The sequence below is a fragment of the Streptomyces bacillaris genome (assembly GCF_003268675.1).
In the GTDB taxonomy this organism is placed as follows: Bacteria; Actinomycetota; Actinomycetes; order Streptomycetales; family Streptomycetaceae; genus Streptomyces; species Streptomyces bacillaris.
In genome coordinates, this window is sequence record NZ_CP029378.1 from 5,394,696 (window position 1) to 5,409,272 (window position 14,577).

Annotated in this window: 12 protein-coding genes and 1 tRNA gene; 11 read left to right on the forward strand and 2 right to left on the reverse strand. The window is 71.4% G+C overall.

Annotation, left to right across the window (positions count from 1 at the left end; translation table 11 throughout):
- Positions 1-68: 68 nt before the first annotated feature.
- Entirely contained in the window at positions 69-1,640 is a 1,572-nt protein-coding gene (locus tag DJ476_RS23415; protein ID WP_112491480.1) for a vWA domain-containing protein, read from the forward strand.
- A 184-nt stretch (positions 1,641-1,824) separates the two neighbouring features.
- Positions 1,825-2,292 carry an anthrone oxygenase family protein gene (locus DJ476_RS23420; RefSeq protein WP_112491481.1) on the forward strand — a complete coding sequence of 156 codons (468 nt, stop codon included), beginning with the start codon at positions 1,825-1,827 and terminating at the stop codon, positions 2,290-2,292.
- An 18-nt stretch (positions 2,293-2,310) separates the two neighbouring features.
- Here DJ476_RS23420 and DJ476_RS23425 read toward each other — a convergent pair whose 3' ends face one another.
- A complete protein-coding gene (locus DJ476_RS23425; RefSeq protein ID WP_103418057.1) occupies positions 2,311-3,183 on the reverse strand; it encodes a peptidoglycan-binding protein in 873 nt (290 codons plus the stop codon).
- Between the two features lie 479 nt (positions 3,184-3,662).
- Here DJ476_RS23425 and DJ476_RS23430 point away from each other — a divergent pair, with 479 nt between their 5' ends.
- From DJ476_RS23430 to DJ476_RS23455, 7 genes are all read left to right on the forward strand, one after another.
- A complete protein-coding gene (locus tag DJ476_RS23430; protein ID WP_103418058.1) occupies positions 3,663-4,832 on the forward strand; it encodes a sensor histidine kinase in 1,170 nt (389 codons plus the stop codon).
- Between the two features lie 97 nt (positions 4,833-4,929).
- Complete coding sequence (locus tag DJ476_RS23435) at positions 4,930-5,598, forward strand: response regulator (RefSeq protein WP_103418059.1); 669 nt, start codon at positions 4,930-4,932, stop codon at positions 5,596-5,598.
- Positions 5,599-5,699: 101 nt separating this feature from the next.
- A complete protein-coding gene (locus DJ476_RS23440; protein WP_103418060.1) occupies positions 5,700-6,632 on the forward strand; it encodes an ABC transporter ATP-binding protein in 933 nt (310 codons plus the stop codon).
- A complete protein-coding gene (locus DJ476_RS23445) occupies positions 6,629-7,414 on the forward strand; it encodes an ABC transporter permease subunit (RefSeq protein ID WP_112491482.1) in 786 nt (261 codons plus the stop codon). Before DJ476_RS23440 ends, DJ476_RS23445 begins: the two co-directional genes overlap by 4 nt.
- A gap of 383 nt (positions 7,415-7,797) precedes the next feature.
- Positions 7,798-8,181: a hypothetical protein gene (locus tag DJ476_RS34625; RefSeq protein WP_162638780.1), complete on the forward strand. Its 384-nt coding sequence runs from the start codon at positions 7,798-7,800 to the stop codon at positions 8,179-8,181.
- Between the two features lie 170 nt (positions 8,182-8,351).
- Positions 8,352-9,632 (forward strand): NB-ARC domain-containing protein, encoded by a 1,281-nt coding sequence (locus DJ476_RS23450; protein ID WP_162638782.1) that lies wholly within the window; start codon positions 8,352-8,354, stop codon positions 9,630-9,632.
- A gap of 25 nt (positions 9,633-9,657) precedes the next feature.
- The gene (locus tag DJ476_RS23455) at positions 9,658-10,110 is read left to right on the forward strand and encodes a hypothetical protein (protein ID WP_112491486.1); all 453 of its coding nucleotides are present in this window, start codon (positions 9,658-9,660) and stop codon (positions 10,108-10,110) included.
- A gap of 276 nt (positions 10,111-10,386) precedes the next feature.
- Here DJ476_RS23455 and DJ476_RS23460 read toward each other — a convergent pair.
- Positions 10,387-10,459, reverse strand: a tRNA-Arg gene (locus tag DJ476_RS23460).
- 363 nt (positions 10,460-10,822) lie between these two features.
- Between DJ476_RS23460 and DJ476_RS23465 the strand changes: the two genes are divergently transcribed.
- Positions 10,823-12,466 (forward strand): dynamin family protein, encoded by a 1,644-nt coding sequence (locus DJ476_RS23465; RefSeq protein WP_112491487.1) that lies wholly within the window; start codon positions 10,823-10,825, stop codon positions 12,464-12,466.
- On the forward strand, positions 12,463-14,499 hold the full coding sequence (locus DJ476_RS23470) for a YfjP family GTPase (RefSeq protein WP_112491488.1): 2,037 nt from the start codon (positions 12,463-12,465) through the stop codon (positions 14,497-14,499). Before DJ476_RS23465 ends, DJ476_RS23470 begins: the two co-directional genes overlap by 4 nt.
- Positions 14,500-14,577: the final 78 nt, after the last annotated feature.

A 14,577-nucleotide genomic window follows, 5' to 3' on the forward strand; every position in this document is an offset into this window, starting at 1 on the left:
CGGGGGCACGGGCGGGGGCCTGGGCAGGGGGCCGGGCAGGCGCGGTGGCGCTTCTGCTCGCGGGCGGAATGCTGCTCACCGCATGCAGTGGTGAGGGGACGTCGGAGGGCACCGCCGCCGACAAGCGCTCCGGCGCACGCCCCCCGCAGGGGACGACCGGCGGCGGGCAGCCCGCACCGGACGTCGCGGCGCCGGAACGGAACCGGCCGTCCGAGGAGGGCGCCGACAAGGCCGTGCCTGACCCCGCCGCCCCCGACTACCTCTCCACCTTCGCCCTGGACGTGGACACCGCGAGCTACGGCTACGCGCGCACCACCCTCGGCAACGGCAGGCTGCCGGACGCGGCGGACATCCGGCCCGAGGAGTTCGTCAACAGCTTCAAGCAGGGGTACGAGCGCCCGAAGGGCAACGGCTTCTCCGTCACGGTCGACGGAGCCCGGATCCCCGCCGGTTCCGGTATCTCCACCGCCTCCGGCCCCTCCGACTGGTCGCTGCTCCGCGTCGGACTGGCGACCAAGGCGGCCCCGCCGAGCAGCGAACGGCCGCCCGCCTCGCTCACGTTCGTCGTCGACATCTCCGGCTCCATGGCCGGCCCCGGCCGTCTGGAGCTGGTCCGGAAGTCCCTGAACATCCTCACCGACGAACTCCGCGACGACGACTCCGTCTCCCTGGTCACCTTCAGCGACAAGGCCGAGACCCGGCTGCCGATGACCCGCCTCAAGGGCAACCGGAACAAGATCCGGGACGCGGTGGACGAGATGCGGCCCGCCCGCTCCACCAATGTGGAGGCGGGAATCATGCGCGGTTACGAGGAGTCGGTTAAGGGCCACCGCGAGGGCGTCAACAACCGGGTGGTGCTGCTCTCCGACGCCCTCGCCAACACCGGGGACACCAAGGCCGAGAACATCCTGGAGCGGATCGACTCCGCCCGCCGCGAGTACGGCATCACGCTCTTCGGCGTCGGCGTCGGCAGCGAGTACGGCGACGCGTTCATGGAGCGGCTCACCAACAAGGGCGACGGCCACACCACGTACGTCGGTGACGAGGAGCAGGCCCGCAAGGTCTTCGTCGACCAGCTCCCCGCCCACATCCAGCTTCGGGCGCGCGACGCCAAGGCCCAGGTGGCGTTCGACCGGAAGACCGTGAAGCAGTTCCGGCTGATCGGCTACGAGAACCGCAAGGTCGCCGACGAGGACTTCCGCGACGACAGCGTCGACGGCGGCGAGGTCGGCCCCGGCCACACGGTGACCGCGCTCTATGCCGTACGGCTGCGCGAAGGGGCGTCCGGGGAGGTGGCCAAGGCGACCGTCCGCTGGCTCGACCCCGAGACCCGCAAGGCGTACGAGGAGAGCGGCACGGTGCGGACCGGGGCGATCGAGGGCACGCTGTGGGGCGCCGCCCCGCAGCGGCTCCAGGTGGCCGCCGTCGCCGCCTACTTCGCCGACACCCTGCGCGGCGGCGACCTGCCCGGCACCCCCGCACTCCGCGACCTGACTTCCCGTGCCAAGAAGCTGGCGGCCGAGACCGACGACGACTCCGTACGGAAGCTGGCGACGGCGATCGGCCAGGCGGAGGCGCTCCGGAACGGCAGGGCTCCGGAGGACGAGGGAGGCGACGGGGGCGAGGGGGAGATCGGCTGAGCCGGTAACTCACCGGGCCGGTGGGGGCGTTCGTGCGACCGTACGGAACGCGACCGTACGGAACACGACTGTGGCGGGACGCGACCGTACGGAATGCGGCTGTACGAGGTCCGGCTGCGGGGGCATACGGTCGCGCCAAGTTCGTCTGTGCGAAATGCGTCTGTGCGAAAACCCGTTGCCGGTCATGATGGCCGCCATGACCTCCCTGCTCCTGGTGCTCTCCGTGATCGTGACCGGCCTCTACGCGGGCTTCATGCTGGCGTTCCTGATCGCGGTCATGCCCGGCCTGGCCGAACTGCCGGATCAGCAGTTCACGGCGGCGATGCGGAAGTTCAACGAGAAGGTCCCGGGGCCCGCCTTCCTCGTCCTCTTCCTCGCCGTGGTCGCCCTGCCCGCCGCCGCGCTCCTCACCGGGCTCGGTGAGCACGACGAGGTGGCGGGCCCCGCGCTCGCAGGGGCGCTCGTCTGTGTGGTCGCCGGCCACCTGGTCACGATCGCCGGGAACATCCCGCTCAACAACGCGCTCGCGAAGTCGGCGGGCGGCGACGACACCGCCGCCCGTAAGGCCTTCGAACCCCGCTGGAACACCTTCCACCAGGTCCGCACCGCGTTCGTGCTGGTGGCCTGCGCCCTGCTGGCCATCGCGCTGTGAACGACCCGTCGGCCCGGCTCACACGTTGGGCACCTTGAGCCGGTCCCAGCTGGTCCTGCCCGGGATGCCGTCCGCGTCGGTGCCCGTGTAGCCGAGCTTGCGCTGCCAGGCCGCGTACGAGTTCCGGTCGGCGGTCGACCAGGAGGGGCCGGGGCCCACGGTGTAGCGGCCGCAGCCCTCGGCCACCAGGCGCCTGCCCATCGCGGTGATGACCGGGCTGTTGCGGCCCACCGTGAAGAACGAGGCTCCCGGGAACGGCTCGTACGTCGGTCTCGGCGGCCGGGAGGGTCCGTCCGGCGCGCCGCCCAGCCGCTTCCCGATCCTGGTGCGCATCGAACTCATGGTGAAGCCGCGCGGGTCGACCTTGCCCGGCTGCCACTCCAGGTGCCCGATCACCGACCGCTCGCCCCAGCCGTGCGCCCGGCAGACGGCTGCGGCGGCGCGCTCGATCGCCAGCAGCTGGGCGGCGGGCCAGGGGTCCTTCCCGTCCCCGAGGTTGACGCACTCGAAGCCGTAGAAGTACCGGTTGCCGTCGGTGTTGGCCTCGTTGTCCGGCGGCAGGGCCTTCTCCGCGATGACGGCACGGAGCACGTCGTCGTCGCCGAGCCCGGCGTGGTTGGCGCGCCCGTTCCCCACGAGATGGACGGTCCCGTCCTTGGCGATGACCCCGTGGCAGAGGGGGCCGGGGAGGGCGGAGTGGCCGTTGTAGCAGAGCTCGACCGAGGACGCGGTGCCCGAGGTGACGGTGTGGTGGATCATGACGCCGTGCGTCGGGCCCCAGGGCCCCTTGTGATTCCGGTTGTTGGTTCGCCAGCTCCGGTGCTCGACGACCTGAAGGCCTTCGTCGCGGAGGGCTTTGAGCAGCTTGTCGGCGGACAGTGGCGTCGCCATCGTGGCGCTCCTTTCCCGGCGGTGCAGGTGTTCGCAGGGATGTACGGGGGGTGTGCGGGAAATGTTCGAGGGGCGGCGGGCAGGACGGGGTGTCGGACGGCACGCCGAAGTGGCGCTCGCCCGAACGGGTTTGCGGAGAGGTGGGGGGCGCCCTGTGGCGGATTCCGCCTACGGGCCGTACAGGATCGATTTGCCCGTTCTTGCGCGGCCCTGAACGTCGTCCCTTACCGAACGTTTCGTCGGCCCGCCACCCTTGTGCGACGGATTCCGCTTAGGGAGGCACGGAGGACGGCTGGGGCGGAAGTGCCGACGCCGGGGCGGGGGCGGGGACGTCCGGTGCCGGGACGGGGGCGGAACTTCCGGCGGGGTGGGGCGGAGGTTCCGGCGCCGGGTGGGCGCGGGGAAAGGCGGCGCGCGCCCGGGGGTACGTACTCCCGTCGGCGTATGCGCCCGGCGCCCCCGGCTCCTACCGTGAAGGGGTGACGACCTTCGACCGCCTCGCCGCCCGGGCGCGCGCCCTGCCGCCGCTCGCCGCGGATCTGCTGGTGGTGGCGGTGGTGGGCCTGTTCACCGCGCCCGACCTGGCGGTGAACGACCCCGGCTACCGGCAGGCCGACGCGCTCAGCTGGGCCCTGTTCGCCGTCTCGCTGGCGGCACTGGCCGTCCGCCGCCGCCGGCCCGTTCCGGTGGCGTGTGTGACCGGGGCCGCGTGCGCCGGATGGGCGCTGTACGGGCACATCGGTGAGCTGCTGAACCTGCCCGTCATCGTGGCGCTGTACACGGTGGCCGTCCTCGGTGACCGCCGCCGCACCCTGTGGACCGGGGTGACGGCCGCGGTCGTCTCGGGGGTGGTTGCCCTGATCGTGGGCCGGGACGTGGTCAACCCGCAGGGTCTGCCGGTGCTGGAGATGATCTGGCCGCTGGTCCCGCTGCTGCTGGGCGAGGCGGTACGGACCCGGCGGGAGCTGCTCGCGGAGTACGCGGCCCGGGCCGAGCGGGCGGAGGCGGAACGGGAGCGGGAGGCCGCTCGCCGGGTCCGCCAGGAGCGGGTGCGGGTCGCCCGGGAGATCCACGACATCCTCGCCCACACGGTGTCCGCGATGACCGTGCAGGCCGGGGTGGCGCTCGATGCGCTGGACACGGCCCCGGAGGTGTCGCGCCGCGCGATGACCCAGGTGCGCGCCTCCGGGAAGGAGGCCGTACGGGAGCTGCGCGCCACCCTGTCCGTCCTGCGCGAGACCGAGCCCACCGCCCCGGCGCCCCGCCTGGACGAGCTGCCCGGGCTGCTGGAGGGGGTCGAGGCGGGCGGCGTACGGGTCACACTGCGCCGGGAGCCGTCGGGCGGGGCGTACCCGGGGGTCGTCGAGACGACCGCGTACCGCATCGTGCAGGAGGCGCTGACCAACGTGGTGAAGCACTCCGGGGCCGAGCGGGTCGCGCTCTCGCTGACCGGCGCGGACACCCGCCTGGAGATCGAGATCGTGGACGACGGCCCCCCTCGCCCCGAGCCCGCCACCGGCGAGGGCTACGGGCTGATCGGCATGCGGGAGCGGGTGCTGGCGGTGGGCGGGACGCTCACGTACGGCCCGGTGCCGGGCGGCGGCTTCCGCGTCCACGCGGTACTGCCGACGGGGGGAGCGTCCTCATGACGGCTGCGTCCGAGGGAGGGAGCGTCCTCATGACGGTTACGTCCGACGGAGGGAACGCCCCCATGACGGCACGGCGCACCGAAGGGAGGGCGAGGCCGTGACCGTACGCGTGGTCCTCGCCGATGATCAGACCGTCGTACGGGCCGGATTCCGCGCCCTGCTCGACCTCACCGACGACCTGGTGGTGGTCGCGGAGGCGGCCGACGGCGCCCGCGCGGTGGAGGCGGTCCGCACGACCCGCCCGGACGTGGTCCTGATGGACATCCGGATGCCCGGCGTCGACGGCCTGGAGGCCACCCGCCGGATCGCCGGGGACCGCTCGCTGGACGGGGTCCGGGTGGTCATGCTGACCACGTACCGGGTCGACGCGTACGTCTTCGAGGCCCTGCGCCACGGAGCCGCGGGCTTCCTGCTCAAGGACATCGAGCCGGACGACCTGCGCGCCGCGATCCGCACGGTGGCCGAGGGGCGCGGCCTGCTCGACCCGGCCGTCACCCGCCGGGTGATCGAGGAGTTCGCCCGGCTGAAGGCCCCCGAGGCGGCGGGCGCCGAACGGCTCGCGGTCCTCACCGGCCGGGAGCGCGAGGTGATGGCGCTGGTCGCCGCCGGGCTGTCCAACGAGGAGATCGGCCGTGCACTGATCATGAGCCCGCTGACGGCGAAGACCCACGTCAGCCGGACGATGACGAAGCTGGGTGCCCGGGACCGGGCCCAGCTGGTGGTGCTGGCGTACGAAACGGGCCTGGTGAGACCGGGCGAGCACTGAGAGAAGCGGGACGGGGAGAAACGGTTCGTACTCCACCGGGAGTACCCCCCGACTCCCATCGAGGGATTCGCCCACCGCGCCCCGCTCGTAGCGTCGGCCGCATGATCGAAGCAACGGAACTCACCAAACGCTACGGCGAGCGGACCGCCGTCGACCGGCTCTCGTTCACCGTCCGCCCCGGCCGGGTGACCGGTTTCCTCGGCCCGAACGGTGCCGGGAAGTCGACCACCATGCGGCTGATCCTGGGCCTGGACTCCCCGACCGGGGGACGGGTCACCGTAGGCGGCAAGGCCTACCGCGACCTGCCCGTACCGCTCCGCGAGGCCGGCTCGCTGCTCGACGCCAAGAGCGTCCACGGCGGCCGCTCGGCCTACCACCACCTGGCCGGGCTCGCCGCGAGCAACGGCCTCCCGCGCCGCCGCGTCGACGAGGTGCTCGACCTGGTCGGCCTGCCCGCCGCGACGGCCCGCAGACGCACCAAGGGCTTCTCGCTCGGCATGGGCCAGCGCCTGGGCATCGCGGCGGCGCTCATCGGGGACCCGGAGGTGCTGATCCTCGACGAACCGGTCAACGGACTGGACACCGAGGGCATCCGCTGGATCCGGGAGCTGATGAAGTCCCTGGCGGCCCAGGGCCGTACGGTCTTCCTCTCCAGCCACCTCATGAGCGAGATGGAGCTGACCGCCGACCACCTCATCGTGATCGGCCAGGGCCGGCTCATCGCGGACACCACCATGCGCGACTTCATCGAGACCAACTCCCGCGCCCATACGCTCGTACGCTCCCCCGAACCGGACCGGCTCCGCGCGCTGCTGGAAGCGGCGGGCGCCCGGGTCCGGCTGGACGCCACGGGCGGCTGGCGGGTGGACGGCCCGGACGCGGCCACGATCGGGAACCTGGCCCGCGACCACGGGCTCGCCCTCCACGAACTCACTTCCACGCACTCCTCGTTGGAGGAGGTCTACACGGCGCTGTCGCAGTCGTCGGTGGAGTACCGCACCTCTGTCCAGAACCGGAAGGATCCAGTCCGATGACAACGACGACGACACCGACGGCGACACCGACGACCCCGGCTCTCGCGTCCCAGGCCCTGTCCTACGAGTGGATCAAGTTCCGCAGCGTGCGCTCGACGGTGTGGACGACGGCGGCGACCGTCGCACTTCCCGTCCTGGGCGCGGTGTTCGTGGCGGCCACCGGCAGCCTGCAACCCGACGACACGGTCCTCGGCGGCAGCCTCACGCTCTCCGTCGTCGCCCAGATGCTGGCGGCGGTGGTGGGGGCGCTGGTGGTCACGGGGGAGTACAGCAGCGGCACGATCCGTACGACGTTCGCCGCGGTCCCCCGCCGAGGCACGGTGCTCGCGGCGAAGGCGGCCCTGGTGGCGGCCGTGATGTATGTCCTGGCCCTGCTCTCCTGCTCGGCCGCGTACGTCGTCGGGAGCGCGATGCTGCCGGACGGCCGCTACGCCCAGGGGGAGCCGCTACCGGCCCTGTTCGGCATCGCCGCGTCCTTCGCGGTGGCGGCGGTGCTCGGCCTCGCGGTCGGCACCCTCGTACGCCACTCGGCGGGCGCGGTCACCACGGTGATCGGCGTCCTGCTCCTGCCGTCCCTCTTCGGCCCGCTCTTCGGAGACGCCGAACGCTGGATTGCCGGCCTCTCCCCGACGGCGGCCCTGGAGAAGCTCACCCAGACCTCGGACGCCACCGCCGACACGGTGGGCAGCCTGGGCCCCTGGCCCTCCCTGCTCCTGGTCACAGCCTGCACGACGGCCCTCACCCTGGCCGCCCTGCTCCTGCTCCGACGGCGGGACGCGTGAGGCCCACGTCCCTGCCCGCATGGTTTGGGGCGCGTGCGGCTGATTCCACCGGGGAGGAGCCCGGAGACTCCGTCAATTCGCTTGATAATAAAGAAAGATGAGAGGAAGAGTGTAACCCTGAGGTGTCGGCCGATCATTCTGCTTGACTGCGGATCGATTTCCCGGGACTGTGCTTTGCAGGCGCTGTCCGGCTTCTCCGGTGGCGAAGCCGGGGCAAGGGAATGCTTCTCGCCTGTCGAAGGTATGGTCTTGCCGGTGTGCAGACTTGGCGTTCTGTATAGGTGTTCGAGAAGTCTATTCGAGTGTTGGGGATGCAAGCAGGACCTGGCATTCGGTTCTCGGTAGCATGGAATGCGAGTTGGATGTCCGCAAGAGTTGGACGAGTGGCCGCGATGGTCATGGCAGGGGTAATTGCTGCCGCGACCGGGATGGTCACCAACGTCGTGACGGACAATCCGTCGGGTGCTTGGTGGGCTGCTCTGGCTGTCTTGGTTCTCTTCGGCGTTGTGCCGCAGGTCTACCTCCACCGGGGTGCCTCGCCGGAGGATTCGCCTCCGGTGGTCAGAGCCACAGCCACAGGCGCGGTCGCGGTCGGAGGTTCCTCGCACGAGCGCATCTCCACCAAGGTTGTCGGCGTTGCGGGCACAGCGGGCGGCCCGGTCGACCAGGGGGTTTCGGCAACCGCGGCAGGTGCTGTGGCGGTAGGAGGAGAGGCGCGGGCTGTCATCGAGACGGATGTCGCCCACGGCTCGGGTGGTACTTCATGAGGTGGGACCGGCCGCCGGCCACCGAGGCGGGCGGCGAGGCCGCTGTCGCCGTCGGGGGAGACGCCATGGCGCCTATCATCACGAACCCAACCATGCACAACACCTTTAACCTGACTGTGCGTTGCGACGAGCCCCCTCCCGCCGCGCGAGCTCGGAATCTTCCGCCTGGAGTGCCCGACTTCACCGGGCGTGCCTCCGAAATCCAGGTCATCGAGCGTGAGGCGCTCGTGGGCAGGCATGGCCAGCACTCCGTTACGGCGGTAGTGACGGGGAAACCCGGGGTCGGGAAGACCTGCCTGGCTGTGCACCTTGCCCATCGGATGGGGGTGGCCTACGAGGATGGGGAACTCTACGCGGATCTGCGTGGAGTCGATGAGCGACCGGCGCTGCCGGAAGAGATCATGGCTCGCTTCATGCAGGCGCTGGGGATGCCGGAGACGGAAATTCCTGGTGATACTTGCCTTCGCCTGGATGCCTACCGGCGGACAGTCACGGGCCGCTCCCTACTGATCGTCCTTGACAACGCCGCTGACAAAAAGCAGGTCCGGACGTTGCTCCCACCCGGTGCCGGGTCTCTGGTTCTGGTGACGAGTAGGAACAGGCTGATAGGCCTGGAGTCTGTTCACCGGTGCGATCTTGAGATGTTCCCCACCTCGGCATCGCTCGATTTCATGAGGAAGGTGGTCGGCGAAGATGCAGTCGACCGAGAGCCGCGCGATGCGCAGCGCGTCGCCGAGTTCTGCGGACATCTTCCTCTCGCCCTGCGTATCGCTGCGATCCGACTACATTCCACTTGCAATATGCGCATGTCGGACCTCGCTCGGGAGTTGCGTGACGAGCGTGACCGACTCGAAGCGCTGAAAGCCGATGACCTGGCGGTCCGGGCGGCTTTCAATCTCTCCTATCGAAAGATGGGCAAAGGGGCACGGAATACCTTTAAGAGCCTCTCCCATGTGCCGGGCGCCGATTTTGGAACGGGTATCTGCTCGGCCGTGTCGGTGTTCGAGGTCCGACAGGCAGCGAAGATGCTGCGGAAGCTGGTGGATGCAAATCTTGTCGAGCAGTCGGAAGTGCCGGGAAGATTCAGGTTTCACGACCTGCTGAAAGTTTTCTCGCGAGAGAAGATGGAGAAGGGCCCGGCCGACCGCGTCCAGGGGGACAGGCGGCGTATGCTCACCTGGCTTCAAAGGTCCGCGCTGAAGGTCCAGTCTACTCTGGGGGGCGTGTTCGAGGTTGAGCTTCCGGACAGTGGAAGTGCTGAGATCGACTCGATCGAGACGGCGGCAGCCTGGGTGGATTCGGAATTTCTGAACGCGGTGGCGGCCTTGGGTGTTGCTGAATCCTATGACGCCCCGGAGCGTGTGGTCGGACTCGCTCTCGCGCTGTCTGGTATTTTCGGGCGAGGCGCTTGCCCGCAGCAACGCTGCAGAGGCTCTTCATCGGCTCGGTAGAAAAAGTGAGGCGATTGAGTACTCGATGACGGCTCGGTCCGTCTTCGCTCGGCTCGGTGACGATCAGAGGCTGGCCAAGGCCATGATCTCCCACATTCCCATCCTGTTCGAGGACGGGAGGATCGAGGAGGCGGTGGAGGGAGCAGCTGCCGCGATCGAAACGATGATGCTCCTCGGCGATGTGAAGGCAGTGGCCTCCGCGCATCAAGTGCTGGCCCGTGAATATGAGGTCATCGAGAACTGGGATGAGTCTCTCCGGCACGCCATGCAGTCGCTGGAAATCGGCGGCACTGCCCTGACCCCATATGAGCGGGCAGCGACCTGCGGTCTGGCCCTGAGCGCCGCCTCGAAGCTGGGGCGGCGATCGGAAGTGGCGCACTGCGTAGGCATCCTCCAGGAGGCTTTCGCAGTCGACCCCTCCCTTCGTGGCGCGTTCGTCAAAGCTTTCGAGGGAGAGGCCGAACTGCTCGCGTTGTGAAGTCCGGGGTCGGGTGTGTTGGGCGGATGCGGGCATCCGCAACCTATGGGGCCCTGGCTACTTCCGGGATATGATGGGTGCTCCTTGCCGCAGCAGTTCGCGGAAGCGGGGGTCTCCCGGGCGGTGCGAACTGCCGGGCCCTGCACGTTGGCGTCGACTCGGTCGGCGAAGCCGCCGCTCCCCCTTTACGTCGTCACTGCGCCCCGCCCCGCTAACCTGCCCCGATCAGCGAAAAGGCCCTCCGGTGCGGAGGGCCTCACGGTCGTGCGGTCGGTGCGCCCCCGGCAGGACTCGAACCTGCGGCCAAGCGCTTAGAAGGCGCCTGCTCTATCCACTGAGCTACGGGGGCCGGGAGCCCTGATCGGGTGGTTCCGTGGCCGTGCCGGGACAAGGATAGGGCTCCGATCGCCTGGACCCGGTTGCTTCACCTGCGTGGCACGATGTGGAGGTTCGGTGAAGCGAACCGATAATCGCAGGTGAGTGCGGATCGTGCATAGCTTTTCGCGTCATGCGGGCCGGGTGTTGTGCACTCGTTATGCCTGCGCCCCACTCGTCCCGCTTGTCCGGAGTCCGTCCAGGGTCGGTCAGGAGTCTGTCCGGAGTCCGCCCGGGCGCCCGTCCGGGCGCTGTCCGGAGAGTGGAACCGCCGCGCAGAGGGGTCTATAAGCTTCAAAAGGGCACCAAAATTGGGCATTCTTCGCATGTGGTGACCATGGACGTACGGCCTCAGCTCATCGACGCACTTTCCGCCCTGCGCGACCGTGTCGCCGCCGTGCGTCTTCCACTCCCGCTGCCGGGGGCCGAACGCGCCCGGCAGACCAGGGTCGAACTCCTCGCGCAGCTCGACGACTACCTCCTGCCCCGGCTCAAGGACCCCGAAGCCCCGCTGCTCGCCGTGATCGGCGGGTCCACCGGGGCCGGGAAGTCCACGCTGGTCAACTCGCTCGTGGGGTGCCGGGTCAGCGAGGCCGGGGTGCTCCGGCCCACCACGCGCACGCCCGTGCTGGTCTGTCACCCCGACGACCACCACTGGTTCGCGGGCGTACGGGTGCTCCCGCAGCTCACCCGGATCTGGCTGCCGCCGGGCCGGCCCCGGGACCCCGACGGGCTCGACGACCTCGGCGCCGGTGCGGACGACGAGGCCGACGTGCTGCGGATCGAGACCGCCGTCAGCCTGCCCCCCGGGCTCGCCATCCTCGACGCCCCCGACATCGACTCCCTCGTCGTACGCAACCGGGTCCTGGCCGCCGAACTCATCTGCGCCGCCGACGTCTGGGTGATGGTCACCACCGCCTCCCGGTACGCCGACGCGGTGCCCTGGCATCTGCTGCGTACGGCCAAGGAGTACGACGCCGCCCTCGTCACCGTCCTCGACCGGGTCCCCCACCAGGTGATCGCCGAGGTCTCCCGGCAGTACGCGGCGCTCCTGACCCGCGCCGGGCTCGGGGACGTACCCCGTTTCACCATCCCCGAACTCCCCGAGTCCGCGGGCGGCGGCAGCGGACTGCTCCCCACCACCGCCGTCGCCCCGCTGCGCGCCTGGCTCACCCACCGGGCCCAGGACCCCGCCGCCCGGCAGCAGGCGGTGGGGCGTACGGCCTCCGGGCTCATCGAGTCGCTCAACGTCCGGATGCCCGCGCTGGCGTCGGCCGTCGCCGCGCAGTACGCCGCATCCGTACGGCTCACCGGTGTCGTCGAGGACGCGTACGCCAACGAGGCCGACCGGATCCGGCGCCGGCTGCAGAGCGGAGCGGTCCTCTCCGGGGACGCGCGCACCCGCTGGCGCGGCTACCCCCTCTACAGCGCCCCCGGCGAACTCCTCGAAGCCCTGGTGGACAGCCTGATCGCCCTCCTCCAGTGCGCGGTCTCCGCCGCCGACGCGCAGATCCGTACGCAGTGGAGCCGCGAGCCCGCCGCCGGGGTGTTCCGGTTCGAGGGCGCCGGGCGGGAGGCCGGGGGGTGGGGGCCCGTCGAGGACATCGAGGGCCGGATCGCCGTGGCCGTACGGCGGTGGCGGCGGGTTCTGGAGGAGCTGGCCGAGGAAGAGGTGCGGCAGCTCGAACGCAGTGTGGCGCCCGACCCCGAGAGCGTCGCCGCCCTGCTCGCCACGGCCCTGCTCGGCGGTCGGCGGGCCCGTACGGCCGGGGAGCAGCTCGCCGAACGCATCGGCGCCCAGGGCGCCCTGCGCCTCCGCGACAAGGGCGGCGAACTGCTGACGACCTATCTGGACCAGGTGCTCGGCGGCGAACGCGACCGCCGCCTCGCCCCGCTCGACGCGCTCGACGTCGCCCCCGAACCGCAGGCCGAACTGATCGCCGCACTGTCCGTCATGCAGAAGGAGAGGTGGCAGCGATGACCGCCGTCACGGACGAGAACCAGGGAAACGGTACGGCGGCCACGGGCGGGCCGAAGGAGGCCGAGGCTCCCGGGAAGGACGACGGGCACTGGGACGACGGGCTCATCGCCCGCCGCGCGGCCGCGGTCGACGGGCGGGGCGACGGTTCCGGAGGGGGCGACTCCCGTACGGGGGGCCGGGGCCGTTCCCGTGCGGGCTCCGCCTCCGCTCCCGCCGCCGATGAGGACGACGTACGTCCGCAGGTCGAGGCGTACGTCCCTTCCGGCGGGCCGCTGCCGACCCGGCTGGACGCCCTGCGCGAACTCGTCGGCCTCTCCCGGGCCCGGCTCGACCGGGACACCCTCACCGAGGCGGGACGCGTCCTGGACGAGGCCGCCGCCCGGCAACGGCTCTCCTCGCGGCACACGGTCGTCGCCATCGCGGGGGCCACCGGGAGCGGGAAGTCGACCCTGTTCAACGCCCTCGCCGGGGCCCAGATCTCCGACACCGGGCTGCGCCGCCCCACCACCTCCCAGCCCATCGCCTGCAGCTGGACCGACGGGGCCGCGGGGCTGCTCGACCGCCTCGCGATCCCCGGCCGCCTCCGCCGCAGGCCGCACCCGGGGCCCGCCGCGTCCGACGAGGCGCTCCAGGGGCTCGTCCTGGTCGACCTGCCCGACCACGACTCCGCCGCGACCGCCCACCGGGACCAGGTGGACCGGGTGCTGGCGCTGGTCGACGCGGTGATCTGGGTGGTGGACCCGGAGAAGTACGCCGACGCGGCCCTGCACGAACGCTATCTGCGCCCCCTCGCCGGCCATGCCGAGGTCACCTTCGTCGTCCTCAACCAGATCGACCGGCTCCCCGGCGAGGCCGCCGAACTCGTCCTCGACGACCTGCGCCGGCTCCTGGACGAGGACGGCATGGCCCTCGGCGAACACGGCGAACCCGGCGCCACCGTCATGTCCCTCTCCGCCCTGACCGGCGACGGGGTGCCCGAACTGCGGGAGCTGGTCGGCCGGTTCGTCCAGGACCGTACGGCGGCCACCCGCCGGCTCTCCGCCGACGTGGACGCGGCGGCGGCGCGGCTGCGTCCCGTGTACGTGGCGGAGGGGCGGCCGGGGCTGGGGGAGCGGGCCCGCGAGGAGTTCACGGACCGGCTGGCCGAGGCGGTCGGTGCGGCCGCCGCCGGGCAGGCCGCCGAGCGGGAGTGGCGCCGGAACGCGGGGCGCGCCTGCGGGACGCCGTGGCTGCGGCTCTGGCGCTGGTACGAGTCCCGGGGGCTGCCGGGCAGCCTGGACCGGATGGGCCAGGCGCTCGCCCCGCCGGAGGAGGAGCTGACGGCCCGGCAGCGAGTGGAGCAGGCGGTCCGGATCGTCGCGGACGACGCCGCCGACGGGCTGCCCGCGCCCTGGGCCCAGGCGGTGCGCGAGGCGGCGTTCACCGGGGCGAAGGGGCTGCCGGAGGCGCTGGACGAGCTGGCGGTGAAGGCGGGGGCGGGGCCTGCCAAGGGCTCGGGCAGGTCGTCCGGGAAGAAGGCGGGGAAGGCTTCAGGGAAGGGCTCGGACAAGACGTCCGAGACGTCCTCCGGGACGGTCGCGGGTGCTTCCTACGGGGGCGGGCGCGCCGGTTCGGCGGGCCGCGGTGGCCCGGCGACCGGTGCGGCGCTCGGCGGGCGGCCGGCCAAGCCGCCCCGGCCGAAGTGGTGGCCCGCCGCCGTACTGGTCCAGGCGTCCATGACGCTGATCCAGATCTTCGGCGGGCTGTGGCTGCTCGGCCAGATCATCGGGGTCCTGGAGCCCGGGCTCGTCACCCCCGCCCTGATCATGCTGGCCGGAGTCGTCGGCGGGCCGCTGGTGGAGTGGTCCTGCGCGGCGGCCATCCGGGGGCCCGCCCGGCGCTACGGGCAGGACGCCGAACGGCGGCTGCGCGAGGCGGCGGCCGCGTGCGGACGGGCCAGGGTCCTGGACCCGGTCTCGGCGGAGCTGGTGCGCTACCGGGAGGTGCGCGAGCGGTACGCGGCGGTGACGGAGTTTTCCACAACCGGCCGGTAATCCACAGGCTCCGGCGCACTCCGTCCGCGGCGTCCACCATGAAGTCAGTGCCGGTGACCGGGAACGACGGTCACCGGT

Bases quoted from the DNA above. Each gene is read 5' to 3' on its own strand.
- DJ476_RS23415 (WP_112491480.1), top strand. From the start codon at position 69: ATGCTGCTCACCGCATGCAGTGGTGAGGGGACGTCGGAGGGCACCGCC.
- DJ476_RS23420 (WP_112491481.1), top strand. From the start codon at position 1,825: ATGATGGCCGCCATGACCTCCCTGCTCCTGGTGCTCTCCGTGATCGTG.
- DJ476_RS23425 (WP_103418057.1), bottom strand. From the start codon at position 3,183: ATGGCGACGCCACTGTCCGCCGACAAGCTGCTCAAAGCCCTCCGCGAC.
- DJ476_RS23440 (WP_103418060.1), top strand. From the start codon at position 5,700: ATGATCGAAGCAACGGAACTCACCAAACGCTACGGCGAGCGGACCGCC.
- DJ476_RS23445 (WP_112491482.1), top strand. From the start codon at position 6,629: ATGACAACGACGACGACACCGACGGCGACACCGACGACCCCGGCTCTC.
- DJ476_RS23455 (WP_112491486.1), top strand. From the start codon at position 9,658: ATGACGGCTCGGTCCGTCTTCGCTCGGCTCGGTGACGATCAGAGGCTG.
- DJ476_RS23465 (WP_112491487.1), top strand. From the start codon at position 10,823: ATGGACGTACGGCCTCAGCTCATCGACGCACTTTCCGCCCTGCGCGAC.
- DJ476_RS23470 (WP_112491488.1), top strand. From the start codon at position 12,463: ATGACCGCCGTCACGGACGAGAACCAGGGAAACGGTACGGCGGCCACG.